The organism is Phaeobacter sp. BS52, assembly GCF_045040595.1.
Classification (GTDB): Bacteria; Pseudomonadota; Alphaproteobacteria; order Rhodobacterales; family Rhodobacteraceae; genus Phaeobacter; species Phaeobacter piscinae.
In genome coordinates this window covers 1,168,683-1,194,266 of sequence record NZ_CP090662.1, presented here as the reverse complement: position 1 = coordinate 1,194,266, position 25,584 = coordinate 1,168,683, and the positions used below count along the sequence as shown (strand labels likewise).

The window sequence follows — 25,584 nt, the reverse complement described above, 5'->3', positions numbered from 1 at the left end:
AGCCGGGCGATCAGGAATTGCCGCCGATGACCTCTTCTTCGGAGACCACAGCCTGGGTCTTGGTCAGCTCGGGATCGGCAACCAGACCGTATTCTGCGAGCGGGCCATCGGGGTAGGCCACTTCGTCTGCGACGAAGAATTCAGCGTATTCCTTCAGACCGGGGATCACGCCGATATGGGCTTTCTTCACGTAGAAGAACAGCGGGCGCGATACCGGATATTCACCTTCGGCGATGCTTTCGGTGGTGGGCACAACGCCGGACATGGTGGCAACCTGCAGCTTGTCGGTATTGTTCTCATAGAACGCCAGACCAAAGACGCCGATGCCGTCCTTGTTGCTCTCGATGCGGGCGAGAGTTTCGGTATAGTCGCCGTCGATATCGACCGATTTGCCGTCGGTGCGCAGGGAGATACAGGCTTTCTCTGCGGCTTTCTTCTTGGCTTTGTCGCTGTCGCCTTCCGCGTGTTCCAGCAGGTGCTCAAATGCGCCGGTGGCTTCGCAGCCTGCCAGGATCACCTTGTCTTCGAACACTTCGCGGGTGCCGTGCTTGGTGCCGGGGATGAAGGCCTGAATGTCCTGTGCCGGGAAAGCGCTGTTCACATCGGCCCAGGTCTTGTTGGGGTTGGCAACCATTTTGCCATCAACCAGGATTTCGTCGGACAGGGCCAGGAACCAGTCGGTGGGCGTGTATTCAAAGGCGTTGCCCTTGATGTCATTGGCAAACACGATGCCATCATAGCCGATCTGGACTTCGATGATGTCAGTCACGCCGTTTTCGGCGCAGGCCCTGATTTCTTTTTCCTTGATGCGGCGCGAGGCGTTGGCAACGTCGATGGTGTTTTCACCCACACCTTCGCAGAACCGCTTCAGACCGGCAGAGGATCCACCGGATTCAACGACCGGTGTCGGGAAGTCGAAATTCTCGCCGAAGGCTTCGGCCACGATGGAGGCATAGGGCAGAACGGTCGAAGAACCGGCCACCTGAACCTGATCGCGCGCTGCCGCAGCAGTGGCAGAAACAGCCGAAATGGCCAGGGCGGAAGCGGTGAGTTTCACAAAGGACATCTGTGTCTCCTTGGGTGTCAATTTTCAGGATCATCCCGTGATGATCTTGCGCCCTCACCTAAGGGCGGCGCATGTGCCTTTTGTGACGGCTATGTAACAGCTGTATGACAAACCGGGTTGTTGCCCCGTTTTTTGTGACAAACTGGCCTAGCAACGGTGGATTTTCTTAACTTTTCGCGCCGACCTTCGCGGCGGACGCTTAGGTTGTTGTCACATAGAGCGCGCCAAAGCCTCACCGGCGTGTCAGCGCGGCAAGATCACGGTGAACACCGTGCCCGTCGCAGCTGAGCTTTCCACCCGCATCCGGCCACGATGGCGGTTGATGATATGTTTGACGATCGCCAGCCCCAGCCCGGTGCCGCCCTGCTCACGCGATCTGTGCGTATCGACGCGGTAGAACCGTTCCGTAAGCCGGGGCAGATGGACCGGGTCGATCCCGGCGCCATTGTCGATCACCTCAACCCGGACGGCGGCGGCGCGCACGGCGGGGTCGCGGTCGCGGGTTTTGAGCCGCAAGGTCACCTGATCGCCACCATATTTGATGGCGTTCTCGACAAGATTGGTGAAGACCTGCTGCAGCTGATCCGGATCGCCGGTTACCAGTGTCGGCTCCTCAGGGATTTCCAGTGTGAGATGGACATCCGCAGCCTCCGCCACCGGTTCCAGCGACTTCAGCGTTGAGGCCAGATGTGCGCCCAGATCGAGCTGCGCGCGCGGGCGCACACGCTCTTCGCTCTCGACCCGGTTCAGCGACAAGAGATCGCCGACCAGGCGGTTCATGCGGTTGGCTTCATCCTGCATGATCTGCAGAAACCTGTCGCGCGCTGCACCATCATCACGGGCGGGGCCACGCAGCGTTTCGATGAACCCCATGAGGGCTGTCAGCGGCGTGCGCAGCTCATGGCTGACATTGGCGACAAAATCGCGCCGCATCTGGCTGGCCTGCTCACGTTCTGTGATATCCGTGAGGCTGATCAGCGCCGCGCCGCCATTGACCGCGCCGATACCGGGAATATAGCGCAAGGCGACCTCGAACGTGGTGTCCTGCGCGCCGTCGTTGGACATGTGACGCGCGGTTTTGGCGCTGCGTTCATAAAGACAGCGCTCAATCGCAGTCGCCACGTTGGGCTGGCGCAGGATGGTGGCGAAATGACGCCCGACAAGATTGTTGCCCAGCAGGGTGGTCGCCGCCGCGTTTGCGGCGATGAACCTTTCGCTTTGATCGACCAGCACCGCTGGCAAGGGGATGGCCTCCATGAAACCGTCAATCAGATCCTGCGTCATTTGCCCCTCGCCTTGTTGCTGTGCTTAGCCGTGTTACAAACCGAATGTAACTATGACGTGGCAGCCGCGACCGCTTCGCTGAAGACAGCGCAGAGTGTGTCTGGATCCTCAAGCCCGACCGAAACCCGGAAGAATCCTTCGCTCAGCCCCAGTTTGGCACGATCTTCTGCGCTGAGGGCGCGGTGCGAGGAGGAGGCGGGATGCGACAACGTGGTGCCCACATCCCCCAGCGTCGGGGCAAAGTTCAGCCCATCGGCCCCACGGGTAAAGGCATTGGCCGCAGCGCGCCCGCCTTCCAGCTCAAAGCTGACCATATTGCAGCCTTTGCCATCCAACAGCGCCATTGCGCGCTCGTGGTCGGGATGGTCCTTGCGGGTCGGGTATATCACCCGCTTCACCCCCGGTAGCCCGGCCAGATGATCAGCCAGCGTCACCGCGGTGGCCTGCGCGCGCTCAAACCGCAGCTCAAACGACAGCATGCCGCGTTCTGCCAGCCAGCAGTCAAACGGGCTGGGGGTCATGCCGGTGGTGACCACATAGACGCTGAGACGGGTGTTGATCTCAGGATCCTTGGCCACGACATAGCCCAGCATCACATCGGAATGCCCGGCCAAAAGCTTGGTAATGGAATGGATTACGATATCCGCGCCATGATCAAAGGGGCGAAAGCCCCGTGGGGTGGTGAAGGTGTTGTCGACCACCAAAAGGATATCGCGGTCCTTGCAGAGCTGCGCCAGACCGTCGATATCGGCCACGGCCAGCGTCGGGTTCGAGACGGCCTCGACCAGGATCATTTTGGTTTCGGGGCGGATCGCGGCCTCAACCGCAGCCACATCGCCGGGATCGGCCAGCGTTGTTGCAATGCCCAGACGCGGCAGATCCTCCGCCATGAGGCGCATGGAGCGCCCATAAAGCTGATTGCCGCCAATCACGTGATCGCCGGTTTTCAGCAGGCCCAGCAGAACAGCCGAAACCGCCGCCATACCAGAACCGGTCACAACCCCGCCGGGCATGCCTTCCATCGCATCGAGCCGTTTGGCGACCACATCGGCGTTTGGATGCCCCTCACGCGAATAGGTATAGCCGTGCACCCGCCCCTCATATTGATCATCCAGCGCATCTGGCGTGTCGCTGGCATAGACCACGGACGGACTAAGCGGGGTCACCACCGGATGGCTCGCGCTGAAGGGCAAGGGATCTGGCCGCATCAGCGACCCTTTGGAATTTTTCACGTGTCAGACCTCTGTCAGTTCGTCGCGGAAACGACGCATGTTTTCTTGGTAGTGCTCGGCGCTTTGACGCAGGGATTGAACCAGCGCCTCATCCACATCACGGACGATTTTGCCGGGTGCGCCCATGACCAGAGAATTATCAGGGATTTCCTTATTCTCCGTAATCAGGGCGCCCGCGCCGATCAGGCAATTCTTACCGATCTTGGCTCCATTCAGCACCGTGGCCCCCATCCCGATCAGGGAGTTGTCGCCGATGGTGCAGCCATGCAGCATCACCTTGTGGCCGATGGTGCAATTCTCGCCAATGGTCAGCGGGTAGCCTGCATCAATATGCATGACGCAGTTTTCCTGCACGTTGGAGCCGCGCCCGATGCGGATTTCCTCGTGATCGGCGCGGATGGTGCTGCCGAACCAGACCGAGGCCCCCTCCTCCAACACCACAAGGCCGATCAGATTGGCATCCGGCGCGACCCATGTGTCGGCGTGGAGTTCGGGGGTTTTGTCTCCCAGAGCATAAATCGTCATGACAGATCCTCAAATTCGCTTTGCAGGCCGCGCACGTGATCCACCAAATGCGGCTGCTGGATGCGGCGCAGACGGGTCGCGGTGATAATGGTCTTCAGCTGCAATTCGGTGGCATCCAGATCATCATTGATCAGCACGTGATCATAGCTGCCCCAGTGGCTGATTTCGTCCCAGCTTTTCTCCATCCGGCGGGTGATGGTCGCGGCATCATCCTGGGCGCGGCTCTCTAGCTGCAGCGGCGCAACTCTCCGATCGAAGGTGGCAGCAGGAAAATCGACAGCGTGTGCTGGCCCAGGTCTGAGTTGCGGATCTGCTGCGCGCCCTGCCAGTCGATATCAAACAGCACATCACGCCCACCATCAATCGCCGCCTTCACCGGCCCCTTGGGGGAGCCATAGAAATTGCCGAAGACATGGGCGTGCTCCAGCATATTGCCCTCGCTCACGGCGGTCTTGAAGGCATCAGTAGTGATGAAATGGTAATCCTGCCCATCCGTCTCGCCGGGGCGCGGGTTGCGCGTGGTGGCAGAGACGGAAAATTCAATGCTGGGATCCCAGGACCGCAACCGTTTCGCCAATGTGGATTTCCCGGCCCCTGAGGGCGAAGAAAGGATAATCAACAGGCCGCGCCGATCTGCCATGGCATGCTCTCCTTATATTATATTAGTTGTTATTCTGGTTTCTATTCGATGTTCTGAACCTGCTCGCGCATCTGGTCGATCACCGCTTTCAGCTCAAGCCCGACCGCTGTCAGGTCGCTGTTTTGCGCTTTCGCGCAGAGCGTATTGGCCTCTCGGTTGAATTCCTGCATCAGGAAATCCAGCTTGCGCCCGACAGCGCCGCCTTTGGCCAGCAGTTCCCGCGCAGCCGCCACATGGGCCGTCAGCCGGTCCAGCTCCTCGGTGACATCCGCTTTGACCGCCAGCAGGGCCAGCTCTTGTGCCAGCCGGGTTTCGTCGACGCCGTCACTGTTCTCCAGCACCCGCGCCAGATTGCTGCGCAGAGTTAACGCAACCTCGGCCTTGCGGGCGTCAGCGCGGCGTGCGGCTTCCTCGCGCAGGGTGGCAATCTGATCCAGTTGGTCCATCAGGACAGCCTTCAGCGCGGCGCCCTCACTGGCGCGCATGTTAACGAAGTCGGACAGGATTGCGGCAAAATCGGTGCTGAGCGCCGCCACGATGGGCGCGGGGTCGTCGCTGCCGCTGGCCTGCTCCAGCACGCCCCGTTGCGTCAGAAGATCCGTGGCAGAGGTCTGCGCCAAGGTGATCCCTGCAGCAGCGGCCTGCCGCTCCACCTCGCCAACCGCTTTCAGCAGCTTTGCCAGGGCCGCTTGGTTGATCTGAAGGGCGACGGCAGCCTCCTCGCTGCGGTTGATCCTCAGGGTCATAGAGACATTGCCGCGCGACAGCGCCTTGCTCAATTGCCCGCGCAGGTTGGCTTCAAGCCCGTCCAGCCAGTCGGGGATGCGCAAGCGAAGGTCCAGCCCTTTGGCATTTACCGAGCGCAATTCGCACGACCAGCTATGCGCCCCGGTGCTGCCCTGCCCTGCGGCAAAGCCCGTCATTGAATGGATGGTCATTGTCTGCGGCCTCCCCGGGTGCACGAGGCGCTGTTTCGCCTCGCCACAGGTTTACAAACGGCCAGCGGACAAGTCCATAAGCGCGGAGACCTATCCTAAAGTGTTAACCATTGATTAAAGAAATAGTCCAAAATTGAATAAGATTGTGGCATGTTAACTTCAGGATAACCAATTCGGCATTAATCGTTAGGCAACCAACTTTAGCTTGGCGCATGACCCAGCCGGATCCAGCGAGGATGACAGCGATGTTTTTTGGCGGCCGCAAAGACAACAATCAGACCGAAGGTCAAACCAAGGTTGTGGCAATGGATCGCTTCCGCGCAGCGGGATCGCTGTCGCCCATGCGACAGGCGGAGGCCTATTGGACCGCTCTGCGCCGTGGCGACGATATTCCCAGCCGGTCGCAGATCGATCCACGCGGGTTGGAAAACATCCTGCCTCAGACCTTCATTCTGGAGCGGATCGCTCCCGGCATCGCCCGGTTTCGTCTTGCTGGTCAGCGGGTGAACGAAATGGCTGGAATGGAAGTGCGCGGCATGCCCATCACCGCTTTCTTCACCCCGGCGGCCCGTAAACAGGTCAGCGCAGCGTTGGAGACGATGTTCGACACGCCTGCCATTATCGAGCTGACCCTACAGACCGAGAACAACCGCCTGCGCGGCGCCCGCGAGGCGCGCATGCTGCTGCTGCCGCTGCGCAGTGATTTGGGCGATGTCAGCCGGGCGCTGGGGGTCTTCATCTCTGAAGGCAACCCAACCGGAACCTCGCAGCGGTTCTCGGTGACCGAAACGCAGATCCGCCAGGTCAGCCCGATCGGTGATGCGCCCTTCAAGGCAAAGCCGCGCGCCGCAGATCCGGCCGCACCGGCGAAGCCCGCGACACCAGCACCCGCAGCGAAGGACGTCAATGCACCAAACCCCGGTTTTGCCGAAACTCAGGCGCGGTTTGAACGCGAGCCCACCGTCATGACCGAGGCGCGTGCCCTGATTGAGCGCAGCCGCCAGATGTCGACTGAGACACCGGCAGCGCCTGCGGCAGAGCAGGCCGAGGAGAAGACCAAGAAACGCGGCGGCCACCTGCGTCTGGTTGTCAGCAAGGACTGAAGTCCGGCCTCACCACCCCCGTATATTCCGAATTCCTTTCGCGCTACTGGACATAGCTAGAAAGCGATCGCCCCGCGACAGAAAGTCCGGGGCGTTTCCCGTTTTGTAGACGAAATAATGATCCTGCTGCGCCTTGTCCGCCTGCAAACAACACCGCAGCACGACATGAAGAGTGCAGGGTAAGTTTTTGAAAATAAAAGCCCTCACCCCGGTTTGGGGTGAGGGCTTGTCGTTTCATATCGGCGATCCCCGTTGTCGGGTATCACCAGAAACAAGATCATCCGGCCTGACGCTCAGAGGTGCGGGCACGCAACTGTGACACTTCTTCAGCCACCAAGAAGGCCAGTTCCAGCGACTGGCTGGCGTTCAGGCGTGGATCGCAGGCGGTATGGTAGCGATCGCTCAGATCCTCATCGGTCACGGCACGCACGCCGCCGGTGCATTCGGTGACATCCTGACCGGTCATCTCAAAATGCACACCGCCCGGGATCGTGCCCTCTGCGGTGTGGATCGCAAAGAAGTCACGGACCTCACGCAGCACGCTTTCAAACGGGCGGGTCTTGTAGCCAGAGGAGGATTTGATGGTGTTGCCGTGCATCGGGTCGCAGACCCAAGTTACCTTGGCGCCCTCCTCCTGAACCGCCTTGATCAAGCGCGGCAGATGTTCACCGGCCTTGCCTGCACCGAACCGCGCGATCAGGGTCAGACGCCCCTCTTCGTTTTCGGGGTTCAGCTTGGCCATCAGCACCTTCAGATCTTCGGCGGTGGTGGTCGGGCCACATTTCAGGCCGATCGGGTTCTGGACGCCGCTGCAGAATTCCACATGGGCGCCGTCAGGCTGACGGGTGCGGTCGCCAATCCACAGCATGTGGCCGGAACCGGCCAGCCATTTGCCAGATGTGGAATCCAGACGGGTCAGCGCCTCTTCATACTCCAGCAGCAGACCTTCGTGGCTGGTGTAGAATTCCACCGATTGCAAGGTGTGAGCGGTGTCATTATTGATGCCTGCGGCCTTCATGAAGTCGAGCGTATCGGTGATCCGATTCGCCATTTCACGGTAGCTTTCGGCCTTCTCGCCCTCGGTGAAACCCAGGGTCCAGGCATGGACCTGATTCACATCGGCATAGCCGCCGGTCGAAAACGCCCGGATCAGGTTCACGGTTGCCGCAGCCTGGGTATAGGCCTGCAACATGCGCTGGGGATCGGGCACACGCGATGTTTCAGTGAAGGCCAGATCGTTGATGATATCCCCGCGGTAGCTGGGCAGTTCCACACCGTTCACGGTTTCCGTGGGGGCGCTGCGCGGCTTGGCGAACTGGCCCGCCATGCGGCCCACTTTGATCACCGGTACCTTGGCGCCATAGGTCAGCACCATCGCCATCTGCAGCATCACCTTGAAGGTATCGCGGATCGCGTCGGCGCTGAACTGATCAAAGCTTTCGGCGCAATCGCCGCCTTGCAGCAGGAATGCCTCACCCCGGCCCGCAGCGCCAAGGTGCTGTTTCAGGCGACGTGCCTCACCCGCAAATACCAAGGGCGGATACTTGGACAGCTGAGCCTCAACAGCCGACAGCGCGTCGGCGTTGGTATAATCTGGCATTTGCACCCGCGGTTTCTGGCGCCAGGTCGATTTTTGCCACTCACTCATAGCTGTGTCTCCGCATAAGAGGTCTTAGGTTAACGAAGGACATCTATACGAAATCGCACCCGCGCTGACCAGTTTAGATTTGCAAAGTCTTGACGACACCGCGAAGCTGTGAACACGGTGCCCGAATTTCGCAAAATCCGGCTTTGCGAAAAACAGAGATTTTGAATAAGGACGCTGGCCATGCGGACGCAAAGCAAGCCCACAACAAGCCCGGCCACAGGCCCCCAAACCCGGCGCTATGCCTTTGTTTTGCTGGATAGTTTTTCCATGCTTTCGTTTGCCTCCGCGCTGGAATGCCTGCGGATCGCGAACCGGATGATGGGACGTGAGGTCTACACCTGGACCTTGCTGGCTGAGGGCGGTCGCACGGTGAGTTGTTCGGCAGGAACATCCTTCCAGGTTGATGACGATCTGGTGGAATTGCAGCGCGATGACACAATTCTGTTGTGTTCCGGCATTTCGGTGCAGGAGGCCACCACGAAAAAGCTGCTGTCCTGGCTGCGCCGCGAGGCCCGCAAGGGGCTGAAGATCGGGGGGCTGTGTACCGCTTCTTATTCTCTGGCGCGCGCGGGACTGCTGGATGGCAAGCGAGCGACGATTCACTGGGAAAATGCCGATAGTTTCAATGAGGAATTCGACGAGGTTGAGCTCACGAAGTCGGTGTTTGTCATTGATGGCAACCGGATGTCCACCGCAGGCGGGACCTCCTCCATCGATCTGATGCTGAAGCTGATTGCCAGCGATCATGGGGAGGATATCGCCAATTCCGTAGCGGACCAGCTGATCTATTCCTCGATTCGCACCGATCAGGACACTCAGCGCCTGTCGATTCCCACGCGGATCGGTGTGCGGCATCCGAAACTCTCCATGGTGATCCAGATGATGGAGGCCAACATCGAGGAACCGATCAGCCCATCAATTCTGGCGCAGAATGTGGGCATGTCGACCCGTCAGCTTGAACGGTTGTTCCGCCGCTATCTGAACCGCTCACCGAAGCGCTATTACATGGAGCTGCGGTTGCAAAAGGCACGCAACCTGCTGATGCAGACCGATATGAGTGTGATCAACGTGGCACTTGCCTGCGGGTTTGCCTCACCGTCGCATTTCTCAAAATGCTATCGTGCCCACTATGACACCACGCCATACCGCGAGCGCGGCAGCAAGTCGGCACCGCCTGCGATGTGATCCTCGCAGCTGTCTAGCGGGGCGCCGCCTATCAGCGCGACAGCCGGTAGATCGCGCCATCGGTTTCCGAGGCAAACCAGAGACTGCCGTCCGGGGCCTCGCGCAGGTCTCGGATGCGGCCGGTCTGATTGTTTTTGATCTGCTCGACCTCTTTCAGCGGGGCGCCTGACAGGCGCGCAATGTAGTCGAATTTGAGCGAACCAACGAAGATATCGCCGCGCCACTCCGGCCACATCTTGCCGGAGTAGACCAGCAGATTGGAGGGCGCGATCGACGGATCCCAGTAGTGCTCTGGCTGTTTCAGGCCCGGTTTCTCGGTGCCTTCGCCGATTTTCAGCCCGGAATAATGGCGCCCGTATGAAATGATTGGCCAGCCGTAGTTGGCTCCCTTTTCGATACGGTTGACCTCATCTCCGCCACGGGCGCCATGTTCGACCGACCAGAGGCTGCCATCGGCGGCAAAGCTCAACCCCTGCGGATTGCGGTGCCCGTAGGACCAGATCTCGGGTTGGGCGCCCCGGCGTTTGATCAGGGGATTGCTGCGTGGCACGGAGCCTTCGGGTGTCAGCCGCAGAATACTGCCCTGATGTGATGCCAAAACCTGCGCCGATTGACGGTCACCGCGATCCCCAAGCGTGACATAGATATGGCCATCAGGTCCTTCGGCCAGTCGCGATCCAAAATGTCGGCCACTGCTGACGGCTGGCGCGGCGACAAAGATATCCCGCAGCCCCTGCAATTGCGTGTTGCGCCGGGCCAGCTGGCCGGTGGCGACGGCAGTTGCAGAACCGCGTCCAACCCGTTTTGCATAGGTGAGGTAGATCCGCCGGGTTTTGGCGAAGGTCTTCGGGACCATGACATCAAGCAAACCACCCTGCCCCTGATCGGCCACCTTCGGTGTTCCCTTGATCCGTGTCAGACGGCCCTCGTTCAGGAGGAGGAGATTGCCAAGCCCGCTCTGTGATCAGCAGCGAACCGTCGGGGAGAAAATCAAAGCCCCAGGGGATATCCAGCCCCTGCGCCATCTTCTCGATCCGTAGCGCGCCCTGGCTGCTGCTCAGCGCCTCCGCTGATGCCCCAGTCGCCAGCGCCAGCAGCACGGCGGCGCCAGAGGTGATCGTGACAAGCCACGACGTCATGCCGCCCCTGCGGCTGGATGATCTGCGCCCAAAAAGCGGGATGCGAGGACGCGCCAGCGCTGCCGCTGAAGACCGGCTCGGATATATATGTGAATGACAGATTTGGATTCTTCGAATAGCGGGCCTTCTCATCTGCTGTCGCCTCTCGTTCAAACCACCCGGTGCGCGCCCTTGCCGCTCTGACAAGGGGCGCCTTATCAAAGATTAGCACGGTTTTGCATTCGACCCAATTTCAGGCGGTCCGAACGTGGAAAACGACGCTGACGCAGGCACTTGCGACGTCAATGAAACTGGGCTGATCGCTGCTCTGACAGGGTTGCGCAGCCGCAGTTCCGCCTATGTGGTTGTGAACATTCTAATGTCAGCGGACCCACCAAAAAACCTGCCGATTGTTGGCGCTAGAGGCCTTTCCTTTTTTCCCGTGCTTGCCTAGGGTCCGATTTGAACAAATAAGTTCCAACAAATGGGAGTTTCAAAAATGAAAAAACTGATGATGGCCACAGCGGCCGCTGCCCTGACTGCTGGCACCGCATTTGCAGGTGGTCACGCCAAGGAAGTGAAACTGGGTGTCCTTCTCGGCTTTACCGGCCCGATTGAATCGCTGGCCCCTGCCATGGGTGCGGGTGCGGAACTGGCGATGGAAGAGGTCACCAAATCCGGCAAACTGCTGGACTCCGCCACGGTCACCCCTGTGCGCGCGGACACTGGCTGCATCGACAATGGCCTGTCCACCGCGAACGGCGAAAAACTGGTCGCTGACGGTGTGAACGGTATCATTGGCGGTGACTGCTCCGGTGTGACCGGCGCGATCCTGCAGAACGTTGCCATCCCGAACGGCATGGTGATGATCTCGCCCTCCGCCACCTCGCCGGGCCTGTCCTCGATGGAAGACAATGACCTGTTCTTCCGCACATCGCCGTCTGACGCCCGCGAAGGCCAGGTCATGGCAGAAGTGCTAAAAGAGCGTGGAATCAACTCCATCGCGCTGACCTACACCAACAACGACTACGGCAAGGGTCTGGCCGACGCGATCAAATCCTCCTTCGAGGAGGTGGGCGGCGAAGTCACCATCGTGACCGCGCATGAGGATGGCAAAGGCGACTACTCCGCAGAAGTTGCGGCGCTGGCCTCCGCTGGTGGCGATATTCTGGTTGTGGCTAGGCTATCTGGACCAGGGCGGTCTGGGCATCATCCAAGCCTCGCTCGACTCCGGCGCATATGACACCTTCGGTCTGCCCGGCGGTATGATCGGTGACTCCCTGCCCAAGAACATCGGCTCGGATCTTGACGGCTCCTTCGGCCAGATCGCAGGCTCTGACAGCGAAGGCGCTGCCATCTATGCTGAGCTGGCCAAAGCCGCCGGTTTTGACGGCACCTCCGCCTATTCGCCGGAAAGCTATGATGCGGCAGCGCTGTTCATGCTGGCGATGCAGGCCGCGAACTCCAAGGATCCGGCCGATTATGGCTCCAAGATCCTCGAAGTGGCGAACGCACCGGGTGAGAAAATCAACCCTGGTGAGTTGGGCAAAGCGCTTGAGATCCTCGCGAATGGCGGCGACATCGACTATGAAGGTGCCACTGGGGTGGAGCTGATCGGCCCCGGTGAGAGCGCAGGCTCCTACCGTGAAATCGAAGTCAAGGACGGCGCCAACGCCACCGTGAAATTCCGCTGATCCCTTAACACCGGATCAAACCAAGATGATCAGCCCGGGTTCTGCCCGGGCTGTTCCAAATTCAAAAGCCGTCAAAAAGACGGTGGGGGATGAAATGACATGATCGTCGTCGAGGACTTGCACAAGCACTTCGGCGGGTTCCACGCGGTTGATGGCGCATCGCTAGAAATCGCTAAGGGCTCCATAACCGGTTTGATCGGGCCAAACGGCGCCGGAAAAACCACTCTTTTCAATGTAATCGCTGGCGTCCTTCCGCCCACCTCCGGGCGGGTAACGATGGATGGTGAGGATATCACCGGACTGCCGCCGCATGAGCTGTTCCACAAGGGATTGCTGCGCACCTTCCAGATCGCGCATGAATTTGCGTCGATGACTTGCCGTGAAAACCTGATGATGGTTCCGGGCACCCAATCGGGTGAAAGCCTGTGGAACACCTGGTTCGGCCGCAAACGCATCGCTGATGAGGAACGCGCGTTGCGGGCCAAGGCCGATGAGGTGCTGGAGTTCCTGACAATCAGCCATATCGCAGATCTAAAGGCCGGACAGGTTTCTGGCGGCCAGAAGAAGCTGCTGGAGCTGGGCCGGACCATGATGGTCGATGCCAAGATCGTCTTTCTGGATGAGGTCGGCGCCGGTGTGAACCGCACCCTGCTTTATACCATCGCTGACGCCATCAAGCGCCTCAACGAGGAGCGCGGATATACCTTTGTTGTGATTGAACACGACATGGAATTCATCGGCCGCCTCTGCGATCCGGTGATCTGCATGGCTGAGGGCAAGAAGCTGGCACAAGGCACATTGAACGAGATCAAGGCCAATGAGCAGGTGATCGAAGCCTACCTCGGCACTGGGCTGAAAAACAAAGACAAACTGGAGGCGGGCGCATGAGCGACAACCCCTACCAGAACGATCATGGCAATCGTGACGCCTCGATCACCAACCCGCATGGCGCCGGGACAATGCAACCAGCGCATAGCAAAAGTGGGCCAACAACGAAGGTTGATGGCGGACCGTTCCTGATTGGTGACACCATGACCGGCGGCTACGGCAAGGGTCCAGATATTCTGCACGACTGCACGATTGCGGTCGACAAGGGCGAGATCGCGGTGATCGTCGGTCCCAACGGTGCTTAAGCAAATCGACCGCGATGAAAGCCGTGTTTGGCATGCTGGATGTGCGGTCTGGTGCTGTGCGTCTGGACGGTGAGGATATCACCCAGCTTACCCCACAGGACCGGGTGATCAAGGGCATGGGATTTGTCCCCCAGACCAGCAATATCTTCACCTCGATGACGGTGGAAGAGAACCTGGAAATGGGCGCGTTTATCCGCACGGATGATTTCTCCGACACGATGGAGCAGGTCTATGAGCTGTTTCCGATCCTGCGTGAGAAACGCAACCAGCCCGCTGGTGAGCTGTCCGGCGGGCAGCGCCAACAGGTGGCCGTGGGCCGCGCGCTGATGACCAAGCCGAAGGTGCTGATGCTGGATGAGCCCACAGCGGGTGTCTCGCCCATCGTCATGGATGAACTGTTTGACCGTATCATTGAGGTCGCCCGCACCGGGCTGCCGATCCTGATGGTTGAACAAAACGCCAAACAAGCGCTTGAGATCGCGGACAAAGGCTATGTGCTGGTGCAGGGGCGCAATGCCTATACCGGCACCGGTCAAGAGCTGCTCGCCGATCCCGAAGTACGCAAATCCTTCTTGGGAGGGTGACAGAATATGCCTCTGTTAAAAAAATCGGCCGCAACGAACCGCAGTGTGGCTCTCGCTTTTTGTATTGCGGTCAGCCCTGTTGCAGCTCTCTCTAACCAAGGTGAGACGACTCTCAGCTGTTACCTGGAACCTGAGTGTATTTCCGTTCAGGAATGCACCACCAACGATGCCGCTGATTGCAAGACAGTTCCAAGATGTCCGGCCGAGCCCATTGACATGAAAATCACCCTGGCAATGCTCTCACAAGAAGCGAGTGCTCGAGCATGGCTCGATTTGCCTGGACACAAGGAGACTCGGAAGAGTTCATGTCGCTTGCTCCGTTTGTGGGGCTTGCTTCGTCCGTGATGTTTGCGAAAGTTCCGCCTGCGGACACATCTATCGACAGCTGGCTGCTGCTGATGACCGGCAACAATGTCTCACTGGATGAGCGAAGTGCCACGGGGTATCCCTCGCAAGTGAAATATACTGGCACCTGCCAAGAGGACAAATAATGGACTTCCTCAACGCCCTTGTGGCGCTTACCAATTTTGTCGGGGTTCCGGCAATCGCCTATGGCAGCCAGCTTGCGCTTGGTGCGCTTGGCGTGACACTGATCTATTCGGTGCTGCGGTTTTCGAACTTCGCCCATGGTGACACCATGGCCTTTGGCACCATGATCACCATTCTGGTGACCTGGTGGTTCCAGTCTATGGGCATCAGCTTTGGTCCCCTGCCGACCGCGCTGCTTGCGCTGCCTATTGGTATCGCGGGCTGTATGCTCTTGATGCTGATCACCGATCGCACCGTCTATCGGTTCTATCGCGCGCAAAAGGCCAAGCCGGTGATTTTTGTCATGGTCTCGCTCGGCGTGATGTTCATGATGAACGGCCTTGTGCGATTCATCATCGGGCCGGGGGATCAGCGGTTTTCCGATGGCGAGCGGTTCATTATCTCTGCGCGTGACTTCAAGGCGCTGACTGGACTGCGCGAAGGTCTGGCAATCAAGACGACCCAAGGCATCACCGTGATCACTGCGGTTGTGGTTGTGGCGCTGTTGTTCTGGTTCCTGAACAAAACCCGCACCGGTAAGTCCATGCGCGCCTATTCCGATAATGAGGATCTGGCTCTGCTCTCGGGCATCAACCCGGAGCGCGTGGTGATGTACACGTGGTTGATCGTTGCGACCCTCGCGACCATTGCCGGTGTGCTTTATGGTTTGGACAAATCCTTCAAACCCTTCACCTATTTCCAGCTGCTGCTGCCGATCTTTGCCGCCGCCATCGTTGGCGGTCTGGGCAGCCCTGTTGGTGCCATCGCGGGTGGGTTCATCATCGCCTTTTCCGAGGTGACGATCACCTACGCCTGGAAGAAGGTGCTGACCTATGTTGTGCCGGAAACGATGAAGCCGGATGGCCTCGTCCAGCTTCTGAGCACGGATTACAAATTCGCCGTGTCCTTTGCGATCCTCGTGGTCGTGCTTCTGTTCAAGCCCACGGGCCTTTTTAAAGGAAAAGTGGTATGAGCGAGACAGTCAAAACATCCCTGCTGTTTCTGTTTGTTGGTGTGCTGATCCTGCTTGAAGGCAGCACCAATTTCCTCTTCTTCTCCGGGTCTTGGAACTCGGCTCTGGTGATCCTCAATATGGGGTTGGTGTCGGCCATCATGGCGATTGGCGTCAACCTTCAGTGGGGCTTTGCGGGCCTGTTCAACGTTGGCATCATGGGGTTTGTAGCGCTTGGCGGTCTGGCGGTTGTGCTGGTATCCACCGCGCCAACACCGGGCGCCTGGAGCCAGGGCGGCGTTGGGATCATCATGGCGCTGGCCATGGGGGCGATGACGCTGGTTGCGGCGGTTGCCACGATGCGGATGGTGCCTGCGGGCAAACTGCGTATTGCGGTGCTGCTGGCGGTGCTGATCCTGGGATTCGTAGTCTACCGGGCGATCTTTGATCCGGCGGTGGCGGGCGTCGAGGCAATCAACCCCGCGCTTGAAGGTAATCTTGGCGGCCTTGGCCTGCCGGTGCTGCTGGCCTGGCCCGCAGGTGGCCTGCTGGCCGCCGGTGTTGCCTGGCTGATCGGCAAGACGGCGCTGGGTCTGCGCTCGGATTATCTGGCGATCGCGACACTGGGGATTGCAGAGATCATCATCTCGGTTCTGAAGAACGAGGACTGGCTGTCGCGCGGCGTGAAGAACGTTGTCGGCCTGCCCCGGCCCCTGCCCTATGAGGTCGATTTGCAGAACGATGCCGCGTTTGTCGCCAAGGCTGCGGACTATGGTCTGGATCCGGTTCTGGCCTCCACGCTCTATGTGAAGCTGGGCTATTCGCTGTTGTTCACGGTTGTGTTGCTGGCGCTGCTATGGATGGCGCAGATGGCACTGAAGAGCCCCTGGGGCCGGATGATGCGCGCCATTCGCGACAATGAGGTGGCCGCCGAGGCGATGGGCAAGGATGTGACCCGCCGCCATCTGCAGATCTTCATTCTGGGCTCTGCGATTTGCGGTATTGCCGGGGCGATGATGACCACGCTGGACAGCCAGCTGACACCGGGCACCTATAATCCCTTGCGCTTCACCTTCCTGATCTGGGTGATGGTGATTGTCGGCGGGTCCGGCAACAACTTTGGCGCGGTGCTGGGTGGCCTGCTGATCTGGTTCCTCTGGATCAAGGTGGAGCCGATGGGCATCCTGCTGATTGAAACCGTGACGGCAGGCATGTCCGACACCAACGCGCTGAAGCTGCATCTGTTGGAAAGCGCGTCGCATATGCGTTTGCTGACCATGGGTCTGATCCTGTTGCTGGTCTTGCGGTTCAGCCCCCGTGGTCTGATCCCGGAACGGTAAAGTCGAAGGTGCGTAGCGGGTTCAAATGCGGACCCCTGAAACAAAAAACGCCGCCCGTGGATATCTCGGGCGGCGTTTTCTTTTGTTCTGGTGGCGCTCAGCGTCCCTTGAACAACCCACCAAGGATGCCGCGCACAAGGCGCCGCCCAGTGGTGCCTTTCAACTCCTTGATTACTGCTTCGGACATGGCTGAGGTAAAGCTGTCGCGCGGTTTCATCCGCCGTGACGACGACCGGCTGACCCGGTTGCCGGAGTAGCGCCGCCCGGCGTTATACTCACGCGCCATCGGCTCTGGTGCGGCTTCGGCTGCCACTTCTGCTGCCTCAGCCTCGGCTGCGGCCTTGGCTGCGCGTTCGGCGAGGATTTCATAGGCGGAGCGCCGGTCGCTGGTCTGGTCGTACTTCCCGGCCATATCCGAGGTCTGCAGTAACGCCGCCCGCTCCGCAGCAGTGATCGGCCCCAGCTGAGAACTGGGCGGACGGATCAGCGTCCGCTCGACCACACCGGGGATGCCCTTTTTCTGCAGCATGGAGGTGACCGCCTCGCCGACGCCAACCTCGCGAATGGCCTCTTCGGTCGAAAACCGCGGGTTCTCTCGATAGGTCTCCGCCGCCATCCGCAGGTTCCTGCGATCGCGCGCGGTGAAGGCACGCAAGGCGTGCTGGATGCGGTTGCCAAGCTGGCCAAGGATGTCTTCCGGCACATCAGCCGGGTTCTGGGTGATGAAATAGATCCCGACCCCTTTGGAACGGATCAGACGGGCCACCTGCTCCACCTTGTCGATCAGCGCCTTGGGGGCGTCATCAAACAACAGATGCGCCTCGTCAAAGAAGAAGACCAACTTCGGTTTGTCAGGATCGCCAACCTCCGGCAGCTCTTCGAACAGTTCACTGAGGAGCCACAGCAGAAATGTTGCATATAGTCCCGGTGCGGCCATCAGCTTGTCTGCGGCGAGGATATTGACCATGCCGTGCCCCTCCGCCGTGCAGCGCATCAGATCAGCAAGGTCTAGCGCAGGTTCGCCAAAGAGCTGCGCACCGCCCTGGTTTTCCAGCACTAGCAACCGACGCTGGATCGCCCCGATGGAGGCGGTGGAGACATTGCCGTAGCGCAGCGAGAGATCGGCGCGGTTTTCCCCGACCCAGACCAGCAGCGCCTGCAGATCCTTCAGATCCAGCAGCGCCAGCCCTTCCTCATCGGCCAGACGGAAGGCAATGTTCAGAATACCCTCCTGTGCCTCGCTCAGCTCCAGCAATCGCGCCAGAAGCAGCGGCCCCATCTCCGCTACGGTGGTGCGCACCGGATGTCCCTGTTGGCCGTAGAGATCCCAGAAGGTGACCGGACAGGCGTGGTAGCGGTAATCGCCGAAGCCGATTTTTTCTGCCCGGCTGGTAAAGGCGTCGTGCAGTTTGTGCGTAGCGCTGCCGGATTTCGCAAGGCCGGAGAGGTCCCCTTTTACATCCGACAGAATAACCGGAACTCCGGCATTGGAAAAACTCTCGGCCAGGATCTGTAGAGTTACGGTTTTGCCGGTGCCGGTGGCCCCTGCAATCAGCCCGTGACGATTGGCGTATTTGAGCGTCAGCGCCTGTGGATCCGCATAGTTTTCACCCCCACCCCCGATAAATAACTTGTCCTGCATGATCTGCCCCCGGCTGTTGTCATCCCGCACGCTGCGGTTTCTGTGAAATGAAAATACAAAATTAACCTTTGAATGCGAGAGTGATAATTGCCCGTCGGCCATCATGCGGTTGGTTCGGCGGACATTTCCTCCCTGTCAGACTGGGCCGTGCTTCGGGCACGGCCTTTTTTTTGCCGTGTTTCCGGGCAGTCCGGGAGATTGCGCCTGCACGTCAGGCGTGTTTCGTGCCCATTGCGCGCGCGTCATGCGAAGGCGTCAATTAATCCCTCAACTGCGACATTTTTTTCTCTTTGCATGTTGACCGATGGCCGACCCTTTCGTAACGTCCTCCCAATAACTAAGTCGGCCAGTCCGACGGGGAGAAAAAATACGAAAAAGGGGGCATTTTTGCTCCCTTTTTTGTTTTAATCCAGCTGCTTCCATCTCTGACGTGTAATCCGATCAATTCCCCGCCAGTGCTGGGGCGTCAGATGGTTATGGGACTGACACCGGGTTTCGGGCATGCTACATCGGGCCGATAACACAGGATAGATGAGGCAATCATGATCAAGTCCCTGACCCCGATGACCCTGGCCGCGCTGATGGCGCTGCCGCTGCCCGTGATGGCGCAGGACACCGCTGGGGCGGCCGAGACCGAAGAGAGCCAGCCCGCCGCAGAGGCCACGACGGAGGCCCCAAAGGCCGATGACGTCTTGGATCTTGGCCAGCCCGTACAGGACGGCCCGCAACTGGGCCAGCGCTATTCCAAAGAAACCCACGGTGATTGGGATCTGGCCTGCGTCAAGACCGAAGAAGACAACGACCCCTGCTCACTGCTGCAGATCATGACCGATGCGTCCGGGAACCCGATGGCGGAGTTTTCGATGTTCCGGATCAATCAGGAAGGCAGCCAGGCCGTCGCTCAGCGCCACGGTCATCGTTCCGCTGGAAACGCTGTTGCCAGCGGCGCTGACCATCTCCATCGATGGCGCACCGGGCAAACGGTATAACTACTCGTTCTGCAACCCGATGGGCTGTGTGGCGCAGATTGGCCTTACCGAGACCGATATCGCAGCCTTCAAGAAAGGCAAGAAAGCCACATTGAGCCTGCGCCCGGCACCTGCCCCTGATCAGGTGATCAATATGGATCTGTCGCTAAGCGGCTTTACCGTGCAGCTATAACGTTGTGGATGTGGTGAAACAGTAAGCCGTCCGACACAGACGCCCGAAACAGAAAACCGCCGCATCCTGGCTAGGATCGCGGCGGTTTTTTTATGTTTTGCCGATGGATATGGCGCTGACCACTCAGATTTTCCGCAAGGCCAGCACCGCGTTCAACCCGCCAAAGGCAAAGGCATTGCTGAGGGCGACAGTCACATCAGCCTGCCGTGCCTCATTCGGCACCACATCAAGCGCGCATTCGGGATCGGGTTCCTCATAGCCGATGGTGGGCGCCACGATACCGTCGCGCAGCGCCATGATGCAGGCCAGCAGTTCCACCGCGCCTGTGCCGCCGATCAGATGGCCGTGCATGGACTTGGTGGAGGAGATCATCAGATTGTCAGCATGCGGACCAAAGACATCGGCCACGGCCGCGCACTCTGTCTTGTCGTTGGCCGCAGTTCCGGTGCCATGGGCGTTGACATAGCCGACATCTTCCGGGTTCAGCCTCGCATCCTGCAAAGCGCCTGCAATGGCCCGCGCCGCGCCCTGTTTGCTGGGCATCACGATATCGGCGGCATCCGATGACATGGCAAAGCCGATGACCTCACAGATGATATCGGCGCCGCGGGAACGGGCGTGTTCGTAGTCTTCGAAAACAAAGACACCTGCCCCTTCGCCCTGTACCATCCCATTGCGATTGGCGCTGAAGGGGCGGCAGGCATCGCGTGACATCACCCGAAGCCCCTCCCAGGCCTTCACCCCGCCAAAGCACAGCATCGATTCAGATCCGCCTGTAATCATCACCGTCGCCATACCGCAGCGGACCATTTGAAACGCCTGTGCCATCGCATGATTGGAGGAGGCGCAGGCGGTGGAGACCGTGAAACTGGGCCCCTTCAGATTATGTTCCATGGACACATGGCTGGCTGCGGCGTTGTTCATCAGCTTGGGCACGACGAAGGGATGGACCCGATTTTTCCCCGCCTCATAGACAGACCGATAGTTATCGTCCCAGGTCGAGACACCACCGCCTGCCGTGCCCAGTACCACGCCGGATTTCTGCGACAGCTCGCCATGAAATTCCAGGCCCGATTGGTCTATCGCCTCTTTGGCGGCAGTCAATGTGAATTGGGTAAACCGGTCATAAAGGCTCATCTGTTGGCGATTAAAACGTCCCTCCGCCTCAAAGCCGCGCACCTGGCCCCCAATACGGATGGACAGGCGATCAACATCCTGAAACTCAAGTTCGCCAATGCCGCAGCGCCCTTCGGCCATGGAGGCCATGGTCTCTGACACGGTGTGGCCAAGCGCGTTGATCGTGCCCATCCCGGTGATGACAACCCGGTTCATCCGTCGTCTCCAACCCGATCCCGCATGGTCATTTTTCTGAAATCAGCGTGTCGATACCCGCGATGATCGCCGCCACGTTGGAGATGTCGAAATCGCTTTTCTCCGGTTCATTGGCATTGAAGGGAATGGTGATATCAAACTCTTCCTCAATGGCGAAGATGCTCTCAACGAGGCCGAGGCTGTCGATCCCCAGATCCTCCAGTGTGCTGTCGAGTGTCACATCTGATGGCTCCAGCACGGCCTGTTCGGCAATGATGGCGATGACCTTGTCCTGCGTGCTCATAGGGGATCCCTGATCAATGGTATTTTGCGTCATGTAGTGGCTGCGCCGTTATTTGAAAACCGCCTTCTTCAGCGCTTCAATGTCGCGCATCAGGCGGCTCAGGCGCCGCTGCCCCTTATACATTTCGGTATGTGTCTCCATTTTGACAGCCGGATATCCCATCACCACGCGGCCTGCCGGAACATTGGACAGGATCTTGGTGCCGCCGCCTGCGATCACGCCATCACCGATGAAGAGATTGTCTGCAACGCCGGTCTGCCCGCCCAGAACAACGTTATTGCCGATATCGACCGAGCCGGAAATCCCGGTCTGTCCGCAGAGCAGGCAATCGCGGCCCACACGGGTGTTGTGGCCGACATGTACAAGGTTATCCAGCTTGCTGCCGCTGCCGATCACCGTGTTGCGGATGGTGCCGTTGTCGATGGTACAGTTGCTGCCAAGTTCGACATCATCTCCAATGTCCACGGCACCGAGCGAATGGATGCGCAGCCAGCTTTGCGCTTTGCTCTCGCCCTGATCGCCCATTGTTTTGCGGGCGGTTTCCACGCCTGACACCTCCGGGGTGACATAAGAAAACCCGTCACCACCAACCCGCGCGCCGGGTTGGGCACGAAACCGGTCGCCGATTGTGGCGCGCGCGCCAATGCTGACGGATTCGCGCAGCTGGGCGTTCTGGCCGAGGGTCACATCCGCTCCGATATGGCATTGCGGGCCGATCACCGAGCCTGCCCCAATGCGCGCGCCTGCGGCGATCACCGCCAGCGGGCCAACACAGACGCCCTCGCCCAATTCGGCGGTAGGGTCGACAACGGCACTGGGGTGAATGCCTGTGTCAAAGCCCTGTCCGGGATCCAGCAGCCGGGTGATGCCGCCCATGGCCAAGCGGGGGCGTGGCGCAAAGATAGCCGCCTGTAGGCCCATGGCCTGCCAGTCGGCGCCTTCCCAGACCAGCGCCACACGGGCGCTGCCCTCGCCCAGGCTCTCGGCATATTTGGGGGCCATCGCCATCGCCAGATCATCCGGCCCGGCATCCTGAGGTTCAGCGGCCCGCAGCACCGTCAGATCCAGATCTCCCTCAGCCTCTGCCTGAAGCGAGGCGGCGATTTCGCGGACTGTAAACATGTCGGGCCCTTCCGGTCTGTTGCCTTTGGGCCCGAGGATTACCCTTGTACGCCCGGCAACACCACCCCTGCCCGTTCCAGTGCGGCCCATACCTTGGCGTCACGGCCATAGATATCGCGTCGGTACTCTGGCTGCCCCTTCGGCGTTACAAAGGCGGTGCGATAGATGATATGCACCGGCACCTTTTGATCCAGAACGACTTTGGTCTCTTTCCCGCTGTTCAGGATGCGGTGAAAGAAGTCTTTGGGGTTTTCAGTCTGGCGCGCCAGCAAAGCATACGCAAATTCAAAGGGTTGCGCGAGGCGGATACAGCCATGCGAGAAGGCGCGGACCTCCCGTTGAAAGAGGCTCTTCTGCGGCGTGTCATGCAGGTAGATATTGTATTTGTTCGGAAACATGAACTTGACCAAGCCAAGCGCGTTCTTGCGGCTGGGCGGCTGACGCATCGCAAAAGGGAAAGTCCGCGCGGTATATTTGGAAAAATCAGCAGTGGCGCGATTCACCTTGCGGCCGCGGCTGTCGGTGATTTCGATGTGGCCGACCGCATTTGGGTTGTTGCGCAGCTTGGGCAGATATTCCTTGGTCACGATGGAGCGTGGAACATACCAGCTGGGGTTGATGACCATATGCTCCATCTCGTCGGAGAACTCCGGCGAGCGTCGGTCTGCATTGTCTTTGCCAATGACGGAGCGCGTCACAAAGGTCACTTCGCCGTTGTCGATAATCTTGGCGGTGAAATCGGTCTGGTTCACCAGAACATGGCGGGTTCCGCGCTCGGGCGTCAGCCAGCGCTCACGCTCCATTGCGACAAGAACCGACTTCAACCGCGCCGAGACCGGTTTGTTGATTTCCGCGAGGGTGCCGCCACCGGCAACACCATCAGCGTTAAGGCCATGGTCCGATTGAAACGCCTGAACCGCGCGTTCCAGCGCGCCGTCGTAACTACGCGCGGCACTGCGCGGAAGGTAGCCCATGGCGATAAGGCGGTTGCGCAGCGCGATGACGGCTGGGCCGCTGTCTCCGCTTTCCAGTTTCTTGGCCGCGACCTGCGGCCCCCAACCACCTGCCTGCTGCAGTGCCTCCAGGCGCATCTTCTCACGCAGCAAGGCCTGATATTGGGCGCTTTGCGGGGCGAGGCTGCGCAGATAGGCAACCGGCGCCTGATCACTCATGCCAGCCAGGTAGGCGGCAAAATCAGGCTGATGTTTCTTGCGGACGATGCCATCATCAATTTGGCGCGGCTGCAGGAGCCCGGTTTGCAAATCACTGGCATAACCAACCAAGGCGCGGCTCATCGCTACCTCGGCCCGACCCAGATCACGCGTGGTCTGGACCGACTTCAATACGTTCATCAATGCGTTGATTTCCGATGTCCGATCCGGAAGCCCGTGCATCGGCGCCTCTCCCAGAGCGCGGAACAATGCGGCGCGACGGGAACGGGCGGCATCATCACTTCCGGTCCAGATCGCGGTGTACCCTGTCTCGCGGTAGAACTGCGCCACCGGATCGCTGGCCGAGGCCGCCTCGGCAACCGCTTGCTTAAACGCGGTCACCTGTGCGGTCGCACCATCCGGTGCACCGAGTGCAAAGCCGCCAAGCGCAAGCGCAAACAGCCCCGCCTTCAGCGTCGGGCCAACAGTCGAAATGGCACGGATCACAATGACAGGCGACATATGGGTACGGTCCTCAAATGAATTGCTTTTCACAGTCTGCGGTTGCCTACATGAAATCCTGGTAAACGCCAGCCCTCGCTGTCCATTCACATTTTGATCAGCGCAAACAGGCAACAGGCACCTGCGTCTTATGGGTCGCAATAAGACGCATACGGCCCGTGGCGGCCACGACACATTGAGGGGAAATTAACCATTTATTTCCCTTTTGCGCAAAAAATTGCCGAAATTCACAGTTCATGTCGAGCTGCAACATTCAAAACTTGGCGCGCGATTCTGTATGTGCAATACAGTTCTCGCGTGGAAACAGGACCACACCATGTCCGTAACATCGGGCACAGGCAGAGACATCAGGCGTACGGGACAGCGCAGTGACAATGGCTACTACTGAAAAATCGGGTTTCTCCCGTCGTGCCCTACTGGGTGCGTTTGCGGCAACAACTTTGGTCGCCGCTCCGACCTTCTCCAATGCAGCGGGCTTCTTGCGCGGCGCGGGTGACATTCGGCGGATCCGAATGTTCTCAGGCCGCACCGGTGAGCGGATCGACATGGTGTATTGGATTGACGGAAAATACATCAAGGACGCAGTGAAGGAAGTGAACCACTTCATGCGCGATTGGCGCAACGATCAGGTCAAAGATATTGACCTGCGCACCATTGATATCATGGCTGCATCGCACAACCTCCTCGATGTGAACGAACCCTATATGATGCTGTCGGGCTATCGCAGTCCGAAAACCAACGCCATGTTGCGCAGCCGGTCGCGTGGGGTTGCGAAAAACTCTCTTCACATGCGTGGTCAGGCGGCAGATCTGCGCCTGTCCTCTCGCTCGGTGACGCAAATGGCCAACGCAGCAAAAGCATGCCGTGCGGGTGGCGTCGGTAAATACCGAGGGTCGAACTTTGTACACATGGACTGTGGTGTCGTTCGCAGCTGGAACGGCTGATACTACAGCCATTTCTGACCGCCTGTCCCGAGGCTCTGCAAACCCATGTTGTGACGCAACATGGGTTTTTTGCTGCGCGAGAACGCGGTGCCCGAAAGGCGATTTTTCTGCGAAATTCACGGCGTGTCATGCGGGGTCCATAGCAACTGCATACAGATGACAAACGCCTGAATTGAATTATGGTTCCGGTGTTTTTTGCCATTGCAGACCCACCCTGTGACGGCTATACGACGCATATAGGCACCTGTAGCTCAGCTGGATAGAGCGCTGCCCTCCGAAGGCAGAGGCCAGAGGTTCGAATCCTCTCAGGTGCGCCATATCTCCCAAGTCAGAACTGATTGCTGAACATGCGCGATGTTCGCGTGCAGCTGGACGGCAAGGGCTTGCCGGTCAGACCGGCAGAAGTGGACGCTGCTCCGCCCACGCACTATTATTGGTTAATCCCGACAAATCCGGG

18 protein-coding genes, 1 tRNA gene and 5 pseudogenes are annotated in these 25,584 nt (G+C 59.3%); 11 read left to right on the top strand and 13 right to left on the bottom strand.

Annotated elements, in window-relative coordinates:
- Positions 1 to 10: 10 nt before the first annotated feature.
- From L0Z65_RS05825 to L0Z65_RS05800, 6 genes and pseudogenes are all read right to left on the bottom strand, one after another.
- Positions 11 to 1,066: a substrate-binding domain-containing protein gene (locus tag L0Z65_RS05825; protein ID WP_405111574.1), complete on the bottom strand. Its 1,056-nt coding sequence runs from the start codon at positions 1,064 to 1,066 to the stop codon at positions 11 to 13.
- Positions 1,067 to 1,309: 243 nt separating this feature from the next.
- Entirely contained in the window at positions 1,310 to 2,350 is a 1,041-nt protein-coding gene (locus L0Z65_RS05820) for a sensor histidine kinase (RefSeq protein ID WP_405111571.1), read from the bottom strand.
- Between the two features lie 50 nt (positions 2,351 to 2,400).
- Positions 2,401 to 3,558, bottom strand: coding sequence for a PLP-dependent aspartate aminotransferase family protein (locus L0Z65_RS05815; protein WP_040169131.1), 1,158 nt, complete (start codon positions 3,556 to 3,558; stop codon positions 2,401 to 2,403).
- A gap of 27 nt (positions 3,559 to 3,585) precedes the next feature.
- On the bottom strand, positions 3,586 to 4,107 hold the full coding sequence (locus L0Z65_RS05810; RefSeq protein WP_014874690.1) for a gamma carbonic anhydrase family protein: 522 nt from the start codon (positions 4,105 to 4,107) through the stop codon (positions 3,586 to 3,588).
- Positions 4,104 to 4,747 (bottom strand): annotated as a pseudogene (gene gmk, locus L0Z65_RS05805) (guanylate kinase). The gene L0Z65_RS05810 and the pseudogene gmk overlap by 4 nt, the downstream one beginning before the upstream one ends.
- A gap of 41 nt (positions 4,748 to 4,788) precedes the next feature.
- A complete protein-coding gene (locus L0Z65_RS05800; RefSeq protein ID WP_405111567.1) occupies positions 4,789 to 5,685 on the bottom strand; it encodes a YicC/YloC family endoribonuclease in 897 nt (298 codons plus the stop codon).
- Between the two features lie 245 nt (positions 5,686 to 5,930).
- Here L0Z65_RS05800 and L0Z65_RS05795 point away from each other — a divergent pair, with 245 nt between their 5' ends.
- Positions 5,931 to 6,788: a PAS domain-containing protein gene (locus L0Z65_RS05795; RefSeq protein ID WP_405111564.1), complete on the top strand. Its 858-nt coding sequence runs from the start codon at positions 5,931 to 5,933 to the stop codon at positions 6,786 to 6,788.
- Positions 6,789 to 7,065: 277 nt separating this feature from the next.
- Here L0Z65_RS05795 and L0Z65_RS05790 read toward each other — a convergent pair whose 3' ends face one another.
- Positions 7,066 to 8,436, bottom strand: a complete 1,371-nt coding sequence (locus tag L0Z65_RS05790; RefSeq protein ID WP_096789172.1) for a class II 3-deoxy-7-phosphoheptulonate synthase — start codon at positions 8,434 to 8,436, stop codon at positions 7,066 to 7,068.
- Positions 8,437 to 8,616: 180 nt separating this feature from the next.
- Here L0Z65_RS05790 and L0Z65_RS05785 point away from each other — a divergent pair, with 180 nt between their 5' ends.
- A complete protein-coding gene (locus L0Z65_RS05785; RefSeq protein WP_040169140.1) occupies positions 8,617 to 9,621 on the top strand; it encodes a GlxA family transcriptional regulator in 1,005 nt (334 codons plus the stop codon).
- Positions 9,622 to 9,652: 31 nt separating this feature from the next.
- Here L0Z65_RS05785 and L0Z65_RS05780 read toward each other — a convergent pair.
- Positions 9,653 to 10,760: pseudogene (locus L0Z65_RS05780) on the bottom strand (PQQ-dependent sugar dehydrogenase).
- A gap of 478 nt (positions 10,761 to 11,238) precedes the next feature.
- Between L0Z65_RS05780 and L0Z65_RS05775 the strand changes: the two are divergent.
- The 6 genes and pseudogenes from L0Z65_RS05775 (at position 11,239) to L0Z65_RS05750 (ending at position 16,970) form a co-directional block, all read left to right on the top strand.
- Positions 11,239 to 12,433: pseudogene (locus L0Z65_RS05775) on the top strand (ABC transporter substrate-binding protein).
- A gap of 99 nt (positions 12,434 to 12,532) precedes the next feature.
- Positions 12,533 to 13,321, top strand: a complete 789-nt coding sequence (locus L0Z65_RS05770) for an ABC transporter ATP-binding protein (RefSeq protein ID WP_040169146.1) — start codon at positions 12,533 to 12,535, stop codon at positions 13,319 to 13,321.
- A pseudogene (locus L0Z65_RS05765) lies at positions 13,318 to 14,150 on the top strand (ABC transporter ATP-binding protein). The gene L0Z65_RS05770 and the pseudogene L0Z65_RS05765 overlap by 4 nt, the downstream one beginning before the upstream one ends.
- A 305-nt stretch (positions 14,151 to 14,455) precedes the next feature.
- Complete coding sequence (locus L0Z65_RS05760) at positions 14,456 to 14,641, top strand: hypothetical protein (RefSeq protein ID WP_118067943.1); 186 nt, start codon at positions 14,456 to 14,458, stop codon at positions 14,639 to 14,641.
- Positions 14,641 to 15,651 carry a branched-chain amino acid ABC transporter permease gene (locus tag L0Z65_RS05755; RefSeq protein WP_040169148.1) on the top strand — a complete coding sequence of 337 codons (1,011 nt, stop codon included), beginning with the start codon at positions 14,641 to 14,643 and terminating at the stop codon, positions 15,649 to 15,651. The genes L0Z65_RS05760 and L0Z65_RS05755 overlap by 1 nt, the downstream gene beginning before the upstream one ends.
- Positions 15,648 to 16,970, top strand: coding sequence for a branched-chain amino acid ABC transporter permease (locus L0Z65_RS05750; protein WP_096871318.1), 1,323 nt, complete (start codon positions 15,648 to 15,650; stop codon positions 16,968 to 16,970). The genes L0Z65_RS05755 and L0Z65_RS05750 overlap by 4 nt, the downstream gene beginning before the upstream one ends.
- Before the next feature lie 97 nt (positions 16,971 to 17,067).
- On the opposite strand, the gene L0Z65_RS05745 is transcribed toward L0Z65_RS05750, so the two are convergent.
- Positions 17,068 to 18,612 (bottom strand): helicase HerA-like domain-containing protein, encoded by a 1,545-nt coding sequence (locus tag L0Z65_RS05745; RefSeq protein WP_405111557.1) that lies wholly within the window; start codon positions 18,610 to 18,612, stop codon positions 17,068 to 17,070.
- Positions 18,613 to 19,154: 542 nt separating this feature from the next.
- Between L0Z65_RS05745 and L0Z65_RS05740 the strand changes: the two are divergent.
- A pseudogene (locus tag L0Z65_RS05740) lies at positions 19,155 to 19,798 on the top strand (invasion associated locus B family protein).
- 98 nt (positions 19,799 to 19,896) lie between these two features.
- Here the strand turns inward: L0Z65_RS05740 and L0Z65_RS05735 are convergent.
- The 4 genes from L0Z65_RS05735 to L0Z65_RS05720 are packed head-to-tail and all read right to left on the bottom strand — an operon-like array spanning position 19,897 to position 24,183.
- The gene (locus L0Z65_RS05735; protein WP_405111554.1) at positions 19,897 to 21,105 is read right to left on the bottom strand and encodes a beta-ketoacyl-[acyl-carrier-protein] synthase family protein; all 1,209 of its coding nucleotides are present in this window, start codon (positions 21,103 to 21,105) and stop codon (positions 19,897 to 19,899) included.
- A gap of 28 nt (positions 21,106 to 21,133) precedes the next feature.
- Positions 21,134 to 21,388 (bottom strand): acyl carrier protein, encoded by a 255-nt coding sequence (locus L0Z65_RS05730; RefSeq protein ID WP_024097235.1) that lies wholly within the window; start codon positions 21,386 to 21,388, stop codon positions 21,134 to 21,136.
- Between the two features lie 48 nt (positions 21,389 to 21,436).
- Positions 21,437 to 22,510, bottom strand: coding sequence for a UDP-3-O-(3-hydroxymyristoyl)glucosamine N-acyltransferase (gene lpxD / locus L0Z65_RS05725; RefSeq protein ID WP_405111550.1), 1,074 nt, complete (start codon positions 22,508 to 22,510; stop codon positions 21,437 to 21,439).
- A 38-nt stretch (positions 22,511 to 22,548) separates the two neighbouring features.
- The gene (locus tag L0Z65_RS05720; RefSeq protein WP_405112469.1) at positions 22,549 to 24,183 is read right to left on the bottom strand and encodes a murein L,D-transpeptidase; all 1,635 of its coding nucleotides are present in this window, start codon (positions 24,181 to 24,183) and stop codon (positions 22,549 to 22,551) included.
- 374 nt (positions 24,184 to 24,557) lie between these two features.
- Here L0Z65_RS05720 and L0Z65_RS05715 point away from each other — a divergent pair, with 374 nt between their 5' ends.
- Both L0Z65_RS05715 and L0Z65_RS05710 read left to right on the top strand, forming a co-directional pair.
- The gene (locus tag L0Z65_RS05715; protein ID WP_096871322.1) at positions 24,558 to 25,127 is read left to right on the top strand and encodes a DUF882 domain-containing protein; all 570 of its coding nucleotides are present in this window, start codon (positions 24,558 to 24,560) and stop codon (positions 25,125 to 25,127) included.
- A gap of 240 nt (positions 25,128 to 25,367) precedes the next feature.
- Positions 25,368 to 25,444: transfer RNA gene (locus L0Z65_RS05710), tRNA-Arg, on the top strand.
- Positions 25,445 to 25,584 lie beyond the last annotated feature (140 nt).

Bases quoted from the DNA above. Each gene is read 5' to 3' on its own strand.
- L0Z65_RS05825 (WP_405111574.1), bottom strand. From the start codon at position 1,066: ATGTCCTTTGTGAAACTCACCGCTTCCGCCCTGGCCATTTCGGCTGTT.
- L0Z65_RS05820 (WP_405111571.1), bottom strand. From the start codon at position 2,350: ATGACGCAGGATCTGATTGACGGTTTCATGGAGGCCATCCCCTTGCCA.
- L0Z65_RS05815 (WP_040169131.1), bottom strand. From the start codon at position 3,558: ATGCGGCCAGATCCCTTGCCCTTCAGCGCGAGCCATCCGGTGGTGACC.
- L0Z65_RS05810 (WP_014874690.1), bottom strand. From the start codon at position 4,107: ATGACGATTTATGCTCTGGGAGACAAAACCCCCGAACTCCACGCCGAC.
- L0Z65_RS05800 (WP_405111567.1), bottom strand. From the start codon at position 5,685: ATGACCATCCATTCAATGACGGGCTTTGCCGCAGGGCAGGGCAGCACC.
- L0Z65_RS05795 (WP_405111564.1), top strand. From the start codon at position 5,931: ATGTTTTTTGGCGGCCGCAAAGACAACAATCAGACCGAAGGTCAAACC.
- L0Z65_RS05790 (WP_096789172.1), bottom strand. From the start codon at position 8,436: ATGAGTGAGTGGCAAAAATCGACCTGGCGCCAGAAACCGCGGGTGCAA.
- L0Z65_RS05785 (WP_040169140.1), top strand. From the start codon at position 8,617: ATGCGGACGCAAAGCAAGCCCACAACAAGCCCGGCCACAGGCCCCCAA.
- L0Z65_RS05770 (WP_040169146.1), top strand. From the start codon at position 12,533: ATGATCGTCGTCGAGGACTTGCACAAGCACTTCGGCGGGTTCCACGCG.
- L0Z65_RS05760 (WP_118067943.1), top strand. From the start codon at position 14,456: ATGTCGCTTGCTCCGTTTGTGGGGCTTGCTTCGTCCGTGATGTTTGCG.
- L0Z65_RS05755 (WP_040169148.1), top strand. From the start codon at position 14,641: ATGGACTTCCTCAACGCCCTTGTGGCGCTTACCAATTTTGTCGGGGTT.
- L0Z65_RS05750 (WP_096871318.1), top strand. From the start codon at position 15,648: ATGAGCGAGACAGTCAAAACATCCCTGCTGTTTCTGTTTGTTGGTGTG.
- L0Z65_RS05745 (WP_405111557.1), bottom strand. From the start codon at position 18,612: ATGCAGGACAAGTTATTTATCGGGGGTGGGGGTGAAAACTATGCGGAT.
- L0Z65_RS05735 (WP_405111554.1), bottom strand. From the start codon at position 21,105: ATGAACCGGGTTGTCATCACCGGGATGGGCACGATCAACGCGCTTGGC.
- L0Z65_RS05730 (WP_024097235.1), bottom strand. From the start codon at position 21,388: ATGAGCACGCAGGACAAGGTCATCGCCATCATTGCCGAACAGGCCGTG.
- lpxD (WP_405111550.1), bottom strand. From the start codon at position 22,510: ATGTTTACAGTCCGCGAAATCGCCGCCTCGCTTCAGGCAGAGGCTGAG.
- L0Z65_RS05720 (WP_405112469.1), bottom strand. From the start codon at position 24,183: ATGTCGCCTGTCATTGTGATCCGTGCCATTTCGACTGTTGGCCCGACG.
- L0Z65_RS05715 (WP_096871322.1), top strand. From the start codon at position 24,558: ATGGCTACTACTGAAAAATCGGGTTTCTCCCGTCGTGCCCTACTGGGT.